Source organism: Caldimonas mangrovi, assembly GCF_023721835.1.
Lineage (GTDB): Bacteria > Pseudomonadota > Gammaproteobacteria > Burkholderiales > Burkholderiaceae_C > Caldimonas > Caldimonas mangrovi.
The window spans coordinates 123,798-139,293 of the sequence record NZ_JAMKFE010000008.1 but is presented as its reverse complement, the minus strand read 5'-3'; the positions used below and the strand labels follow the sequence as shown (position 1 = coordinate 139,293).

General features: G+C 68.0%; 17 protein-coding genes. 5 read left to right on the top strand and 12 right to left on the bottom strand.

The features are described from left to right. Positions 1 to 4: 4 nt before the first annotated feature. The 4 genes from M8A51_RS14770 to M8A51_RS14755 are packed head-to-tail and all read right to left on the bottom strand — an operon-like array spanning position 5 to position 3,643. Entirely contained in the window at positions 5 to 673 is a 669-nt protein-coding gene (locus tag M8A51_RS14770; protein ID WP_251779231.1) for a class II aldolase/adducin family protein, read from the bottom strand. Next, the gene (otnK, locus tag M8A51_RS14765) at positions 673 to 1,953 is read right to left on the bottom strand and encodes a 3-oxo-tetronate kinase (RefSeq protein ID WP_251779230.1); all 1,281 of its coding nucleotides are present in this window, start codon (positions 1,951 to 1,953) and stop codon (positions 673 to 675) included. Before otnK ends, M8A51_RS14770 begins: the two co-directional genes overlap by 1 nt. Further along, on the bottom strand, positions 1,950 to 2,867 hold the full coding sequence (gene ltnD, locus M8A51_RS14760) for an L-threonate dehydrogenase (protein ID WP_251779229.1): 918 nt from the start codon (positions 2,865 to 2,867) through the stop codon (positions 1,950 to 1,952). The genes otnK and ltnD overlap by 4 nt, the downstream gene beginning before the upstream one ends. Continuing rightward, positions 2,867 to 3,643 (bottom strand): FadR/GntR family transcriptional regulator, encoded by a 777-nt coding sequence (locus M8A51_RS14755; RefSeq protein WP_251779228.1) that lies wholly within the window; start codon positions 3,641 to 3,643, stop codon positions 2,867 to 2,869. Before M8A51_RS14755 ends, ltnD begins: the two co-directional genes overlap by 1 nt. 162 nt (positions 3,644 to 3,805) lie before the next feature. Between M8A51_RS14755 and M8A51_RS14750 the strand changes: the two genes are divergently transcribed. The 3 genes from M8A51_RS14750 to M8A51_RS14740 are packed head-to-tail and all read left to right on the top strand — an operon-like array spanning position 3,806 to position 6,257. After that, positions 3,806 to 4,456, top strand: a complete 651-nt coding sequence (locus tag M8A51_RS14750; protein ID WP_251779227.1) for a peroxiredoxin — start codon at positions 3,806 to 3,808, stop codon at positions 4,454 to 4,456. A gap of 4 nt (positions 4,457 to 4,460) precedes the next feature. After that, complete coding sequence (locus M8A51_RS14745; RefSeq protein ID WP_251779226.1) at positions 4,461 to 5,405, top strand: CysB family HTH-type transcriptional regulator; 945 nt, start codon at positions 4,461 to 4,463, stop codon at positions 5,403 to 5,405. 51 nt (positions 5,406 to 5,456) lie between these two features. Further along, positions 5,457 to 6,257, top strand: a complete 801-nt coding sequence (locus M8A51_RS14740) for a DUF72 domain-containing protein (protein WP_251779225.1) — start codon at positions 5,457 to 5,459, stop codon at positions 6,255 to 6,257. Here the strand turns inward: M8A51_RS14740 and M8A51_RS14735 are convergent, their stop codons facing one another. The 6 genes from M8A51_RS14735 to M8A51_RS14710 all read right to left on the bottom strand — a co-directional run bounded on the left by M8A51_RS14735 (position 6,258) and on the right by M8A51_RS14710 (position 10,983). Next, positions 6,258 to 7,274, bottom strand: coding sequence for a sulfate/molybdate ABC transporter ATP-binding protein (locus M8A51_RS14735; protein ID WP_251779224.1), 1,017 nt, complete (start codon positions 7,272 to 7,274; stop codon positions 6,258 to 6,260). Beyond that, on the bottom strand, positions 7,271 to 8,173 hold the full coding sequence (gene cysW, locus M8A51_RS14730) for a sulfate ABC transporter permease subunit CysW (RefSeq protein WP_251779223.1): 903 nt from the start codon (positions 8,171 to 8,173) through the stop codon (positions 7,271 to 7,273). The genes M8A51_RS14735 and cysW overlap by 4 nt, the downstream gene beginning before the upstream one ends. 1 nt (position 8,174) lies before the next feature. Next, the gene (cysT, locus tag M8A51_RS14725; protein ID WP_251779222.1) at positions 8,175 to 9,017 is read right to left on the bottom strand and encodes a sulfate ABC transporter permease subunit CysT; all 843 of its coding nucleotides are present in this window, start codon (positions 9,015 to 9,017) and stop codon (positions 8,175 to 8,177) included. 6 nt (positions 9,018 to 9,023) lie between these two features. Beyond that, the gene (locus M8A51_RS14720; protein ID WP_251779221.1) at positions 9,024 to 10,037 is read right to left on the bottom strand and encodes a sulfate ABC transporter substrate-binding protein; all 1,014 of its coding nucleotides are present in this window, start codon (positions 10,035 to 10,037) and stop codon (positions 9,024 to 9,026) included. A gap of 118 nt (positions 10,038 to 10,155) precedes the next feature. After that, entirely contained in the window at positions 10,156 to 10,755 is a 600-nt protein-coding gene (locus M8A51_RS14715; protein WP_251779220.1) for an RBBP9/YdeN family alpha/beta hydrolase, read from the bottom strand. A gap of 9 nt (positions 10,756 to 10,764) precedes the next feature. Next, on the bottom strand, positions 10,765 to 10,983 hold the full coding sequence (locus tag M8A51_RS14710) for a TOBE domain-containing protein (protein WP_251779219.1): 219 nt from the start codon (positions 10,981 to 10,983) through the stop codon (positions 10,765 to 10,767). A gap of 188 nt (positions 10,984 to 11,171) precedes the next feature. On the opposite strand from M8A51_RS14710, the gene M8A51_RS14705 reads away from it, so the two are divergent. Next, positions 11,172 to 12,464, top strand: a complete 1,293-nt coding sequence (locus M8A51_RS14705) for a phospholipase D-like domain-containing protein (protein ID WP_251779218.1) — start codon at positions 11,172 to 11,174, stop codon at positions 12,462 to 12,464. On the opposite strand, the gene M8A51_RS14700 is transcribed toward M8A51_RS14705, so the two are convergent. Further along, entirely contained in the window at positions 12,448 to 12,885 is a 438-nt protein-coding gene (locus tag M8A51_RS14700) for a hypothetical protein (RefSeq protein WP_251779217.1), read from the bottom strand. The two genes, M8A51_RS14705 and M8A51_RS14700, sit on opposite strands and share 17 nt — an antisense overlap. Positions 12,886 to 13,003: 118 nt before the next feature. Here M8A51_RS14700 and M8A51_RS14695 point away from each other — a divergent pair, with 118 nt between their 5' ends. Beyond that, positions 13,004 to 14,299 carry a cation:proton antiporter gene (locus tag M8A51_RS14695; protein WP_251779216.1) on the top strand — a complete coding sequence of 432 codons (1,296 nt, stop codon included), beginning with the start codon at positions 13,004 to 13,006 and terminating at the stop codon, positions 14,297 to 14,299. A 31-nt stretch (positions 14,300 to 14,330) separates the two neighbouring features. Here the strand turns inward: M8A51_RS14695 and M8A51_RS14690 are convergent, their stop codons facing one another. Then, positions 14,331 to 15,308: a tripartite tricarboxylate transporter substrate binding protein BugE gene (locus M8A51_RS14690; protein WP_251779215.1), complete on the bottom strand. Its 978-nt coding sequence runs from the start codon at positions 15,306 to 15,308 to the stop codon at positions 14,331 to 14,333. Positions 15,309 to 15,496: the final 188 nt, after the last annotated feature.

Here is a 15,496-nt window from a genome sequence, read left to right as displayed (position 1 = left end):
TGTCCTACCAGCGCGCGCCGAAGTGGCGGCGCAATTCTTCGATCTGTGCTTCGGGCAGCGGCGCCGGGTGCCGCCGGGTCAGCAGCCACAGCCGGGCGGTTTCTTCCAGTTCCTCGAGCACCGCCATCGCGGCGGCCGGGCTCTCGTGCCACACGTTGGGGCCGAGGCGGTCGAGCATCACGCCACGCAGCGGCCCGCCACGCGCCTGCGCCTCGCGCAAGCGCTGCATCACGGCCTGCACGGCGGCCGGGTCGCCCGGCCGGTGGTAGGGCACCAGCGGCACGTGGCCGACCTTCATCACGTAGTAGGGCGTGATCGGCGGCAGGATGTCGTGTTCGCTCCAGGCGCCCAGCAGCGTCAGCGCCACGAGGTGCGTGGAATGCGTGTGGATGATGCAGCGCGCGTCAGGCTGCACTTCGTAGATCGCGCGGTGCAGTTCCAGCGTCTTGCTCGCGCGGTCGCCGCCGCGCTGTTCACCCCGTCGATCGAACCACGCGAGCCGTCCGGGTTCGAGAAAACCGAGACACGCTTCGGTGGGCGTGATGAGGCAACCGCCGCCGTCCGCCTCGTCGACGCGGGCGCTGATGTTGCCTGCCGTCGCATGCACATAACCGCGCTCGAACAGCGAGCGGCCGACACGGCAGATCTCCGAGCGCAGCGTGGCGAGTTCCATCAGCGCGACAACTCCAAGGCCTTGACGAAAAAATCCACCGCGCCGAAATTGCCCGACTTGAGTGCCAGCTGCAGCGGCCGGCCTTCGGCCTGCGTCCACGGCACGCCCGGGTCGATCGGTGCGCCGATACGCAGCTGGTTCACGCCGAGCGCCTGCACCACCGCGCCCGAGGTCTCGCCGCCCGCGACCACCAGCCGGCGCACGCCTGCATCGACCAGGCCCTGTGCGATGTGTGCGAGGCACTGCTCCACCAGGTGCCCGGCAAGCTCGGCACCGAGTTCGGACTGGATGTCGCGCACCTCGTGCGGCTGCGCGGTCGCGTAGATCAGGACCGGTCCTTGCGCGAGTCTTTCGCGGGCCCACGCCAACCCCTGCTCGGCGGCCGGAGCACCGGCTGCCAGGTCGCGAGCATCGATGCGCCATGCGGGGCGGCCGGCATCGAGCCAATGCGATACCTGGGCGTTGGTCGCCGCCGAGCACGAGCCCGACAACACCGCGGCAGCCCCGCCCACTTCGGCAAGCTCGGCCGCCTTGGCGTCCGGTTGAAGCCAGCCATGTGCCTGGTAGACCGCCGGCAGGCCGAGCGCCACGCCGGAGCCGGCCGTGAGGAGCAGCAGGCCGTCGCAGGCTTGCGCGATATGGCGCAGGTGGTCGTTGTCGATCGCGTCGACCACGGCCAGCCGCACCTGGGCGGCCCGCAATTGTTCGAAAGCGGCCCGCAGCGCCGCGGCGCCGCGCACCACCACCTCGTGCCGCACCAGCCCGACCTTGCCGCGCGATTGCGCCTGCAACACGCGCACCAGGTTGGCGTCGGTCATCGGCGTCAGCGGGTGGTGCCGCATGCTCGACTCCGACAGCAGCTCGTCGCCGACGAACAGATGCCCGCGGAACACGGTGCGCCCGTTCTCCGGAAATGCCGGGCAGGCGATGCTGAAGTCACTGTCCAGGGCCTGCTGCAAGGCTTCGGTCACCGGGCCGATGTTTCCCTTTGCCGTGGAATCGAAGGTGGAGCAGACCTTGAAATAGAACTGCCGCGCGCCGGCATCCTGCAACCAGTGCAGTGCGGCAAGCGCATCGCGCACCGCCTCGACGGCCGGTGCGGTGCGCGACTTCAGCGCGACCACCACGGCATCCGCCTCGGGCGCACCGCCTTGCGGCACACCGACCACCTGCACTGTTTTCATGCCGCCGCGCACGAGCATGCTCGCGACGTCAGTCGCGCCGGTGAAGTCGTCGGCAATCACGCCGAGCGTGATGCGTCGGCGGGTGTCCGCGCTCACGCCGAGGGCTCCTGCGCTGCGGGCAGATCCAGCCCTGACAGCGCCGCATAGAACTTGATCACGGCCGCGTCGTCCTCACCGCCGTGCCCCTGCGCAGCAGTGGCCAGGTAGAGCTGGTGCGCGGCTGCCGCCAGGGGCAGCGGAAACGCCAGTTTGCGTGCAGCGTCGAGCACGATGCCGAGATCCTTCACGAAGATGTTGACGGCCGACAGCGGCGTGTAGTCGCCTGCCAGGATGTGCGGCACCCGGTTCTGGAACATCCAGCTCATGCCGGCCGAGTGGCAGATGACCTCGTAGAGCTGATGCGGGTCGGCGCCCGCGCGCATGCCCAGCGCCATCGCCTCGCAGGCCGCGGCGATGTGCACGCCGGCCAGATGCTGATTGACCATCTTCACGGTGGAACCGATGCCGGCACGGTTCCCGAGCCGGTAGACCTTGCCGGCAAACGCCTCGAGCAGTTCGCCGGCGGCCTCGAAGGCGGCCGCAGCACCCGAGGCCATCACCGTCATCTGTCCTTCGGCGGCCTTCTTCGCGCCGCCGGAGACCGGCCCGTCGATGAAGTGCACGCCGTGCTCGGCCAGCCTTGCCTCCCACTGCGGCGGCAAGGCCGGGTCCACCGTGGCCGACGCCACCACCACCGCGCCGCGCTTCAACTGGCCCGCCAGGCCCTGCACGCCGAACAACACCTCTTCGGTCTGTGCGGCGTTGACCACTAGGATCAGCACCACGTCGCAATGCGGAGCCAGTCCGGCCGGCGTGGCCGCCACGTGGCCGCCGGCGGCTTCAAAACGCCCACGCACCTCGACACGGGGATCGCAGCCCCAGGTCGGCACGCCACGGCTCAGGGCCGACAGCGCCGCACCGAGTCCCATCGAGCCCAGCCCGACCACACCGAGAGTCCTGTTCCCGTTCATCACGCTTGTCCTTGGGCAGGTTGTTCGAGCGCGTCGCGCAGCGCGGCGCGCACGGAAGCGTCAGCCTCCTCGATGCGCCGGGCCGCATTGACCATATGCAAGGTCGCCGCCTCTCGCGCCCTTGCGACATCGCGCTGCGCGATCGCCCGGGCGATGTCGTGGTGCTCCTCGCGAACCTGCTCCATCAGCACGCGGCTGGTGGCTTCGTTCGCACGCGTGACCTTCATCGCGTCGCGCTGGTACTGCTCCAGAAAGCCGAGCAGGTGGCGGAACTGCGGGTTGCCGGTGGCCTCGGCGACCGCGCGGTGGAAGCGCAGGTCCTCTGCCACGCCGTCGCGGCCGGCAGCCACGGCCTCGTCGATCGCGGCCAGCGCCTGCTCGATGCGCTGCACGTCTTCGGCACTCGCGCGGCTCGCGGCCAGGGCCGCCACTTCGCCTTCCAGCGCACGACGCACCTCCACCACCTGTACCACCGCCTCCAGCGAATGCAGCACCGCGGGATCGAAGGCCAGCGGGCGGGCCGCAGAACTCGGCGCCACGAAAACCCCGGACCCCTGGCGCGACACCAACAGGCCCATGGATTTCAGGCGGCTGACTGCCTCGCGCACCACAGTCCGGGAAACCCCGTGGCGCTCGGCGAGCTCCTGTTCTGTCGGCAGGCGGTCCAGCGGGCGCAGTTCGCCGCTATCGATGCGGTGGCGCAGCAATTCGGCCAGCCGGTCAGACAAGCGATCGGGCGCCAGCAGCAGTTCAGCAGGAAGGTGTTGCCTAGTCACCAGGTCATCATACAAATTCACCTGCGAGTGGCTGCTAGGGTAGACCCGAAGACGGTGCTTATGAATTTTTCGAGCTAGGAAACTACTTTTCAGTCGTTGTTCTCATGGAAAACGGCGTTCATCATGCTTTTTTCGCTTTCCGCACCCTAGAAAGGAGCTTTTATGGCCAGTTTGCGTCTGGGCGATACCGCGCCCGATTTCGAGCAGCAGTCCTCCGAAGGCCTCATCCGCTTCCATGAATGGCTCGGCAACAGCTGGGGCGTCCTGTTCTCGCATCCCGCCGATTTCACGCCGGTGTGCACCACCGAACTCGGCCTGACGGCCAAGCTGAAGGACGAGTTCGCCAAGCGCAATGTCAAGGCGATCGCGCTGTCGGTCGACCCGGTCGATTCTCACCAGAAGTGGATCGGCGACATCAACAGCACGCAGGGCTGCACCGTCAACTTCCCGATCCTGGCGGACGCAGACCGCAAGGTCTCGACGCTCTACGACATGATCCACCCGAACGCCAACGCGACGCTCACCGTGCGTTCGCTGTTCGTGATCGACCCGCAGAAAAAGGTCCGCCTGATCATCACCTACCCGGCCAGCACCGGCCGCAACTTCGACGAGATCCTGCGCGTGATCGACTCGTTGCAGCTGACCGACCACCACAGCGTGGCCACGCCGGGCAACTGGAAGCAGGGCGACGACGTGGTGATCGTGCCGTCGCTGCAGGACCCGGAACTGATCAAGCAGAAATTCCCGCAGGGCTACAAGGCCGTCACGCCCTACCTGCGCCTGACGCCGCAGCCGAACAAGTCGACGAGCTGAAGGCGTGAATTTCCAGCAGTTGCGCTCGGTGCGGGAAACGGCGCGGCGCGGCTTCAACCTGACCGAAGTCGCGAATGCGCTGCACACTTCGCAGCCAGGTGTGAGCCGGCAGATCCGCGAGCTGGAAGAGGAGCTCGGCATCGAGCTTTTCGTGCGCGCCGGCAAGCGGCTGACCCGGCTCACCCCCCCCGGCGAACAGGTGCTGCCGATCATCGAGCGCATGCTGCTGGATGCCGACAACCTCAAGCGCGCCGGCGAGGACTACGCGCAACAGTCGCGCGGCAAGATTTCGATCGCCACCACTCACTCGCAGGCTCGCTATGCTCTGCCGCCGGCCGTGAGCGAGTTCCGTCGCAGCTTCCCGCAGGTGACGCTCAACCTGCACCAGGGCACGCCCCGGCAGGTGGCGGAGATGCTGCTGTCGGGCGAGGCCGACATCGGCATCGCCACCGAAGCGCTGTCGCGCTACGACGACCTCGTCGCCCTGCCCTGCTACCGCTGGACGCACTCGGTGCTGGTGCCGCCCGGCCACGCCCTGCTGGATGCCGGCGCACTGACGCTCGAACGCCTGACCGAGCACCCCATCATCACCTACGACGAGGGCTACACCGGCCGCTCGCACATCGACGACGCCTTCGCGCGCATCGGCCGCAAGCCCGACATCGTGCTGACCGCGATGGATGCGGACGTGATCAAGACCTACGTCGAACTCGGCCTGGGGCTGGGCATCGTCGCCTCTATCGCCTACGACGAGGAGCGCGATCGCACCCTGCGCGCGATCGACGCCCGCCATCTCTTCGCCGTCAACATGACGCGGCTGGCGATCCGGCGCGGCACCTTCCTGCGCGCCTACGTCTACTCGTTCATCGAGTCCTTCGCGCCACCGCTGACGCGCGCGGTGATCGACAAGGCCCTGGCGGCCGAGCCGGGCACGAGCTTCGAGATCTGACGGGCAGCGGACTTTCGCTTAGAGTCGTCTGCCACTTCCGGGAGACGACCGATGGCGAAGAAGACAGGCACGATCCGCTGCGGCATCGGCGGCTGGAACTACGAGCCGTGGCGCGAGACCTTCTATCCGCAAGGCCTGCCGCAGCGGCTCGAGCTGCACCACGCCAGCCGCCAGCTCAGCGCGATCGAGATCAACAGCACCTTCTACCGCGCGCCGGCGCCGGACACGTATCGCAAGTGGCATGACGAAACGCCCGACGATTTCGTCTTCTCGGCCAAGGCGCCGCGCTACGTGACGCACCGCAAGCACCTGGCCGAGGCGGCCGACTCGGCGCTGCGCTTCATCGAGGGCGCGCTGCACCTGCAGGCCAAGCTCGGCGCGCTGGTGTGGCAGTTGCCGCCCACCACCCGCTTCGATGCGGCAGACCTCGGCGCGTTTCTCACCGCTCTGCCGGACGAAGGCGACGGCCGGGCCTTGCGGCACGTGCTGGAAGTGCGGCACGACAGCTTCGTGTGCGAGGAATATGTGGCGCTGGCCCGCGAGCATGGCGTGGCCACCGTCTTCACCGACTCCGACAAGTACCCGAACCTGGCGGACCTGACGGCCGACTTCGTCTACGCGCGGCTGATGCGCTCGCGCGCCGAGGTCGAATCGGGTTATCCCGGTGCCGAGCTGGACGCCTGGGCCGAGCGGGCGCGCGCCTGGGCCGCCGGCAGTCAGCCGGACGACCTGCCCCGCGTGGCGTCCGATGCACCGGTGAAGAAGAAGTCGCGCGACGTCTTCATCTACTTCATCAGCAGCGCGAAGGAGCGCAACCCGGCCGCCGCGCGTGGCCTGATCGAGCGCCTGTGATCAGGCCGGCGGGCCGAAGCGGGTCAGGCGCCGCGCCTTGAGGTGGACCTGAGCGCCGGGCCGCAGCTGCAGCCGCTCGCGCAAAACGCTGAACTCGGCGCGCGGCAGCTCCACGTCGAGGTAGCTGCCGTCGTCCTGCCGGCGGAACTCGATGCGCGTGTGGGGACCGACGGTGAGCGTCTGCGACAGCGTCACCGGCAGGCTGCCTTCCTCGGCCTGGGCCACGATCTCCAGCTCGTGCGGGCGCGCATAGCTCACCTCGTCCGGGCCCTGGCCCAGCCGGTCATGGAACAGGTTCACGTCGCCGAGGAACTGCAGCACGAAGGGCGAGGCCGGGCGGTCGTACACCTCGTCGGGCATGCCCTGCTGTTCGATACGGCCCTGGTTCATCACGACGACGCGGTCGGCCACCTCCATGGCCTCGTCCTGGTCATGCGTGACGAACACGCTCGTGACATGCATCTCGTCATGCAGGCGGCGCAGCCATCGGCGCAGCTCCTTGCGCACCTTGGCATCCAGCGCGCCGAACGGCTCATCGAGCAGCAGCACCTGCGGCTCGACCGCCAGTGCACGGGCCAGCGCGATGCGCTGCCGCTGCCCGCCGGACAACTGGTGCGGGTAGCGATCGGCGATCCAGTCGAGCTGCACGAGCTTCAGCAACTCGGTCACCTTGGCGCGGATGTCGCGCTCGGAGGGCCGCTGCGCCCTGGGCCGCACGCGCAGGCCGAAGGCGACGTTCTCGAAGATGCTCATGTGCGCAAACAGCGCGTAGTGCTGGAACACGAAACCGACCCGGCGCTCGCGCACGTCGGAGAACGTCGCGTCCTCGCCGTGGAACAGTACGCTGCCGCTGTCGGGCAGCTCCAGGCCGGCGATGATGCGCAGCAGCGAGGTCTTGCCCGAGCCTGAGGGGCCGAGCAACGCGACCAGTTCGCCCGAAGGGATGTCGAGGTTCAGGTGGTCGCAGACCACCGTGCGGCCGAAACGCTTGTGGAGGTTGCGGACTTCGATGCTCATGAGAGTTCTCCCGCGAGCTGCTTCTCGCGCTTGACGCGCTGCTCGACGAGAAATTTCAACACCAGGGTGACGAGTGCCAGCCCGGCCAATAGCGAGGCCACCGCGAACGCCGCGGCGAACTGGTACTCGTTATAGAGGATCTCGATGTGCAGCGGCATCGTGTTGGTCTGTCCGCGGATGTGGCCCGAGACCACCGACACCGCACCGAACTCGCCCATCGCGCGGGCGTTGCACAGGATCACGCCGTACAGCAGCGCCCACTTCACGTTGGGCAGCGTCACGCGGTAGAAGATCTGCCAGCCCGAGGCGCCGAGCACGTGCGCGGCTTCCTCCTGCTCCTGCCCCTGGGCCTGCATCAGCGGGATCAGCTCGCGCGCGACGAAAGGGAAGGTCACGAACACGGTCGCGAGCACGATGCCGGGCACCGCGAAGATCACCTTCAGGTCGTGGTCGCGCAGCCACTCGCCGAGCCAGCCCTGCAGACCGAACACCAGCACGTACATCAGGCCGGCGATCACTGGGCTCACCGAGAACGGCAGGTCGATCAGCGTCAGCAGCACGTTCTTGCCGCGGAAGTCGAACTTCGCGATCGACCACGCTGCGGCCACGCCGAACACGAGGTTCAGCGGCACGGCGACAGCCGCGGCCAGCAGCGTCAGGCGGATGGCCGACTTCGCGTCCTCGTCGGCGATGGCCGCCAGATAGACGCCGACGCCTTTCTTGAAGGCCTCGAAGCACACCGACGCCAGCGGCACGAACAGGAACAGCGTCAGGAACGCCAGCGCGGTGGCGATCAGCACCCACCGCACCCAGGCAGCTTCCTGCGTGGCGCCGCGGGCAGCGGGCAGGGTGCGCTCGGCATCCGAGCGCACGTTCAAAGGCAGGGCAGCGGTACTCATGTCACGCCCCCTGGCGTCGGCGCGCCCAGGCCTGCAACAGGTTGATGAACAGCAGCATCCCGAACGACGCGATCAGCATCACGACGGCTATCGCCGTGGCACCGCCGTAGTCGTACTGTTCCAGCTTGGTGATGATCAGCAGCGGTGTGATCTCGGACACCATCGGCATGTTGCCGGCGATGAAGATCACCGAGCCGTACTCGCCCAGCGCACGGGCGAAGGCCAATGCGAAGCCGGTCAGCAGCGCCGGTGTCAGCACGGGCAGGATCACGCGGCGAAACGTCTGCCAGCGTGTGGCCCCCAGCGTGGCCGCGGCCTCCTCCAGCTCCTGCTGCAGGTCCTCCAGCACCGGCTGCACCGTGCGGACGACGAACGGCAGCCCGATGAAGGTGAGCGCAACGAACACCCCCAGCGGGGTGAACGACACCTTGGCGCCGGCTGCCGCGAGCCATTGCCCGATCCAGCCGTTCTCGGCATAGAGGGCCGTCAGCGCGATGCCGGCCACGGCAGTGGGCAGCGCGAACGGCAGGTCGACCAGCGCATCGACGAGACGGCGGCCCGGAAACGAGTAGCGCACCAGCACCCAGGCCACCAACAGCCCGAACACCGCGTTGACAACGGCCGCCGCGAACGAGGCGCCGAACGTCAGCCGGTAGGACGCCATCACGCGGGGAGAACTGACGGCGGCCCAGAACTGCGGCCATGTCAGAGTGAAGGTCTTGAGGAAGGCGGCCGACAGCGGAATCAGCACGATCAGGCCGATGTACAGCAGTGTGAAGCCGAGCGCGAGATCGAAGCCGGGCAGCACGCTGTGGCGCCGCAGGAGCGTGCGGGACAGGACCATTGCCGCTCACTTGCCGCGGGCGAAGATCTGGTCGAACACGCCGCCGTCGGCAAAGTGCGTCTTCTGCGCGCTGGCCCAGCCGCCGAAGGCGCTGTCGACGGAGAACAGCTCGATCTTGGGGAACTGCTGCGCATACTTCGCGGCGATCTTCGGGTCGATCGGACGGTAATAGTGTCTTCCGACGATGTCTTGCCCTTGCGGCGTGTACAGGTACTGCAGGTAGGCGGTGGCCACCTCGCGCGTGCCCTTGCGGTCGACCACCTTGTCCACCACGGCCACCGGCGGCTCGGCCAGAATGCTGACCGACGGCACGACGATGTCGAACTTGTCCGGCCCCAGCTCCTTGACGGCCAGGAAGGCCTCGTTCTCCCATGACAGCAGCACGTCACCGATGCCGCGTTCGGTGAAGGTGGTGGTGGCCCCGCGGGCGCCGGAGTCGAGCACCGGCACGCTCCTGAAGAGCTGCGTCACGAACTCTCGCGCCCGGGCGTCGGAGCCGTACTTCCGGGCGGCGTAGCCCCATGCCGCCAGGTAGTTCCAGCGCGCACCGCCGGAGGTTTTGGGGTTGGGCGTGACGACCTGCACGCCGGGCTTGACGATGTCGTCCCAGTCCTTGATGCCCTTCGGGTTGCCCTTGCGCACCAGGAACACGATGGTGGACGTGTATGGCGAGCTGTTGTGGGACAGGCGCTGCTGCCAGTTGGCCGGGATCAGCCGGGCCTTGTCCGCCAGTTCGTCGATGTCGTAGGCCAGTGCCAGCGTGACGACGTCAGCGTCCAGCCCGTCGATCACCGAACGTGCCTGCTTGCCGGAGCCGCCGTGCGACTGCCGGATGGTGACGTTGTCACCGGTCTTCTGCTTCCAATGGGCGGCGAAGGCCTTGTTGAAGTCCTGGTACAGCTCTCGCGTCGGGTCGTACGACACGTTGAGCAGGCTCACGTCCTTCGCGAGGACGGCCGGCACGGCGACGGCAAGCGCCAGCGCGGCCGCCAGGTGACGAAAAAATCGGCGCGGGGTCATGGTGGCTCCCTTGATCGGTGATGTCGAACGGATGAGGTGATGCTAGGAAGCCGGTCCTGCGCCGGGAACGAATGCTTGCGCGGATCCATATGCGAAAAACGAGCAAGCGGCCGCCGCCTCACACCGCGAACGACAGCTCGAGCGGGTCAGCGCGCTGCAGCCGGCGCCCGCGCTCGACCTGTTGCACCAGCAGGCGCACCAGGGCGTGGGCTTGCGGCCAGGGGCCGTAGCCCGCATCGACGTTGATGTGGCCGGCGTCCCCCAGGTTGATGTAGCGGCTGCCCCACCGGCGCGCCAACGAACCGGCGTGGGCCTCGGTCATCCACGGGTCGGTCTCGCTGCCCACCAGGTAGCTCCGCACGGGCAGCCGGCTGTGCGGCAGGAGCCGCGCCACCTCGAACTTGCGCGGGTCGGCCGGCGCCACCGGCAACGCCGCCTCCACGGGGGCCACGGCCGCCCCCTCGCGCGCGAGGTACCGCGCCAGCGCGAGGCAGCCGAAGCTGTGCGCGACGGCGACCCAGCAGCCGCCCCGGTGGCATGCCAGCGTCTCGCCGATGCGGTCGGCCCACCGCTCCAGGTCGGCCACGGCCCAGTCGTGCTGCTCCACCCTCGCGCTGCCGCGCCAGCGCCTCTGCAGCCAGGTCTGCCAGTGGCCCGGGCCACTGCCGTGGAGGCCGGGAACGATGAGCACGCGCACCGGATCGCCTCGGTATCCCATGGTCGGCTCCTACAGCGCGGCGATCGACACTTCGGTCGACTTCACCAGCGTCACCACTTCCTTGCCCACCACCAGACCGAGTTCCTTCACGGAGCGGGTCGTGATGACGGAGGTGACCACGAGGCCCTGCGGCGTCTCGACGTCGACCTCCGAGACGACTGGGCCCTCGATAATCTCTTTCACCCTGCCGCGAAACTGGTTGCGCACGTTGATGGCGGTGATGCTCATGCGAGCTCCTGTAGCGAAGTGTGAGCGGGCCGACAGCCCGGATGCCTACAAGCTACGCCGCGTCGCGGCCGGCGGGAACGAAGTTTTTCGAGGGTGCACATGCGCTTTGCGTCGCATGCGGTGGCCCGACCGGATGTAAACCGCGATTACAAGGTGCGCACCGCGCGGCCGATAGCATGGATGCTTCCATGTTCGAGGCCCTCATCTCCGACACCGTCGAGCTGCCGCTCGCGCTGGTCGCGCTCGGCGGCGTGGCGCTGGTCGTCATGGTGCTGGTGGTGTGGTCGCACAAGCGCCACAGCGACCCGAAGCTGGGCATCGAGTGCGACGACCCGCTGCCGGCGCTGCTGCCCTCCATCGCCGGTCTTTCGCACGGCTGCGTCATCGAGGGCAATCGCGTCGAGGTGCTGGAGAACGGCCGCTTCTTCGATGTGCTTATCGAGCACATCGTCTCGGCTCGGCACACGGTGCACTTCGAGACCTACCTGTGGAAGGACGGCCTGCTCAGCGAGCGCATCGTGCAGGCGCTGTGCGAGCGGGCCCGCTCAGGCGTGCAGGTGCGGCTGATGATCGACGGCAACGGCGGCAAGCTGATGCGCCGCTCGACCCGCAAGCGCCTGCACGAGGCCGGTTGCCGCCTGGCCGTCTACCACGACCGGCAACTGCGCAACATCGGTGTGATGAACCGCCGCGACCACCGCAAGCTGGTGGTGCTCGACGGCCGCATCGCCTTCATCGGCGGGCACTGCATCGTCGACGACTGGCTCGGCGACGCCGAAGACCGCCACCACTTCCGCGACGTGTCGCTGCGGATCGAGGGGCCCGGCGTGCACGCGCTGCAGTCGGCTTTCAGCGAGAACTGGGTCGACGAAACCGGCGAACTGTTCGTCGGCGAAGACGTCTTCCCGCGGCTGGAGCCACGCGGCGACGTGGCCCTGCACGTCGCACGCGTGAAGCCCGAGAATGCTGCCCCGGCGGTCAAGATCCTGCACCACCTGGTGATGTGCATTGCGCATGAGCGCATCCTGATCCAGAACCCCTACTTTCTGCCCGACCCGGAAGCGATCAAGGCGCTGGGCAAGGCCGCCGCGCGCGGCGTCGACGTGCGGGTCATGATGCCGTCCGAGGGCGCCTCGGACATGCCCTTCGTGCAGCAGGCAGCGCACCGGCATTTCGAGACGCTGCTCGCGCACGGTGTGCGACTGCTCGAATACCCGCGCACGCTGCTGCACCAGAAGCTGATGGTCATCGACGGGCAGTGGTGCGCGATCGGCTCGAGCAACTTTGACGACCGCTCCTTCGAGATCAACGACGAGATCACTGTGGGCCTGTGGAGCCGGGACCTCGCAGCGCAGTTCGAGGCACTCTTCGAGCGGGATGCGCGTGACTGCGTCGAGCTCGACCTTGCAAGCTGGCGCCGGCGCGGCCCGTGGCGACGCGCCCGTGAGCGCTTGTTCTATCTGTTCAACGAGCAGCTGTGAGCGCCGCCTTCACCGCGGCTTCGGCATCCGTATCGACACCGATCACCGTACCCGCCGGCCCGGCGTGCCTTGCGGCTCGGCGCAGCGCCCGCGGCAGTGCGTCGGCCAGCAGCCGGTCAAGATCGGCGGCGACGAAGCTGCGCTCATGCGGCTTGCCGTCGCCGCCGGCCAGCGCGACGAAGCGAAACAGCGGCGACGCCTCCCACAGTTGCATCGGCTCGGCGTCGAGCAACTCGCCCAGGCCGACGAGACGGCCGGTGAGCCCTCGCAGCGCCTGCAGCGTCTCGCGGCCGCGCGCCGACTTGTCGAGCACGATGCAATAGCATGAGCAGGGGTTGCCGAATTCGCCGGCATCGAGCCGGCGCTGCAGGTCAGCCTGCACCTGCTTCAGTTGTACGTTCTTGCGTTTGGCCTCGCCCATCGATGCGGTCCTTCGGCGTCACTGATGCGAAACGCGGACTATAGGACAGGCTTGCGCTCGATTCTTGCCAGGACAACACTGACCCCGTCTTCGCGACGCCTTCGCCACGCCAGCCCGCATGTTCACGACCTGGTGCCTCCTCATCGGCCTGCTGCTGATCCTGATGGGCCTGACCGATACGCTGCTGAAGCGGCTGCCGGTCAGCGCCTCGGCGCTGTACCTGCTGGCCGGCTACCTGCTGGGCAACGACGTCTACGGCCTGTTGCAGCTGGATCTGATGCGCGACGCGAAGCTGATCGAGCATTTGTCCGAAGTGGCGGTGCTGGTGTCGCTGTTCGCGGTGGGGTTGCGACTGCGAGTGCGGCTGTCCGACCCGCTGTGGCGTGCGCCGGTGCTGCTGGCCACGGTGGCGATGGCACTGACGATCGGGGTGATGACGCTCGCGGGCCTGGCGTTCGGCCTGTCGCTTGGGGCCGCGCTGCTGCTGGCCGCCGTGCTGGCGCCGACCGACCCGGTGCTCGCCTCCGACGTGCAGGTCAAGAACATCCACGACCGCGACCGCCTGCGCTTCAGCCTGACCGGCGAAGGCGGACTCAACGATGGCACCGCCTTCCCGTTCGTCATGCTCGCGCTCGGTCTGCTCGGCGTGCACGACCTCGGGCCGCACGCGCTGCGCTGGTGGGGCGTCGACGTGCTGTGGGCCACCACGGCCGGTCTGCTGCTCGGCTGGGCCATAGGCTGCGGTTTCAGCCGCGCCGTGGTCTACCTGCGCCGCGAACGCCAGCAGGCGGTCGGCATGGAAAGCTTCCTGACCCTCGGGCTCATCGCCGTGAGCTACGGGCTGGCGCTGTCCATCCACGCCTATGGTTTCCTGGCGGTGTTCGCCGCCGGCCTCGCGATGCGGCATGTCGAGCATGTCGACCGTGCCGGTCGCGTCGGCCCGGACGGCTGCGAAGTGCCGCAGGCCGACCCGCGCGATACCTGCGCGTACATGGCCAAGGAGGTGCTCGATTTCACGCTCGACCTGGAGAAGCTGGTCGAGCTGACCGTGATGCTGATGGTGGGCGGCTTGCTCAGCAACTGGGCCTTCAGCGCCATGCACGTCGCACTCGGCCTGACGCTGATCCTGGTGGCGCGGCCGCTCGCGATCTGGCTCACGACCCACTTCTTCCGCTGGACGAACACCGAGCGCGCGCTGGCCGCCTGGTTCGGCATCCGCGGCGTCGGCTCGGTCTACTACCTGGCGTTCGCCGTCTCGCATGGCGCCCACGGCGACGACATTCCGCTCGTGGTGCATGCGGTGCTGGTCAGCATCGTGCTTTCGGTACTGCTGCACGGCTCCAGCGCCACCGCGGTGATGGACCTCTACCGGCGCAGCCGCGCCGCACGCCGCCGCCCGCCCCGGGGGAGGTGACGGCGCGCAGCAGCCCCTCTTCCCGGTGCGCTCAGTCCAGCGACAGCTTCTGCTGCTGCACCACCTGCTTGTAGACCTCGAACTCTGCCTTGGTCTGGGCGGCGAACTGCTCGGGGGTGTTGGCGACGATCACCGAACCGGTCTCCTCGATGCGCTTGCGCACCTCAGGCTTTTCGAGTGTCTTCTTGACCGCAGCCGAGATCTTCGCCACCACGTCCTTGGGCAGCCCTTTGGGGCCGTGGATGCCGTAGTAGGCCATCCGGTTGACCGGCGCCAGGCCCAGCTCCTTGAAGGTCGGCACGTCAGGCAGCGCGGCGACGCGCTCGTTGGCAGCCACCGCCAGCGCGACGAGCCGGCCGTCCTTGATGAACGGCAGCGCCGACGGCAGGTTGTCGAAGATCACCGGCACCTGGCCGGCGACGGCATCGTTCAGCGCCGGGCCCGCACCCTTGTACGGGATGTGCGTGATCTGCGCGCCGGTCAGCGACTTGAACAGCTCCATCTGCATGTGGCCGATGCCGCCGGTGCCTGAACTCGCGTACGAATATTTGGTGGGGTTGGCCTTCACGCTGGCGAGGAAGGCCTTGAACTCTTTCGCGGGAAATGACGGGTGCACCGCCAGCACGTTCGGCGTGGCCGCGATGTTGATGATGGAAGTGAAGTCGTTCAGCGGGTCGTACGGCACCTTCGGGTTGATCGCCGGCACCGACGCCGTGGTGGACACCGTCGCGATGCCGACCGTGTAGCCATCGGGCGTGGCTTTCGCGATCTCGGACGCACCGATCATGCCGCCGGCACCGGCCTTGTTCTCGACGATCATCAATTGACCGAAGGCCGGCTGCACCTGGTCGGCGACCACGCGCGCGATGATGTCGGTGGTGCCTCCCGGCGCAAACGGAACGATCACGCGCACCGGCTTGGCCGGGTAGCCGTCGGCCATCGCCCACGGACTCGCGGTGGCGGCAAGGACGGCAGCGCACGCGGTGCGCAGGAAGAAGTGGCGATTCATGATGTCTCCTGGGTCTCGAGTGGATAGAGGGTACCGGCAACGCCATGCCGCCGGCACCCGCCGCTTTCGTGCCGACCCCAAGCCCTGCCAAGGAGCGACGATCAGCGGCTTCCGGCTTTTGCAGCATCCGTGCCACGCAACGCGGCGGGCATGGACACCGCGCCGACAGAGGGAAGACCGTCCGGACT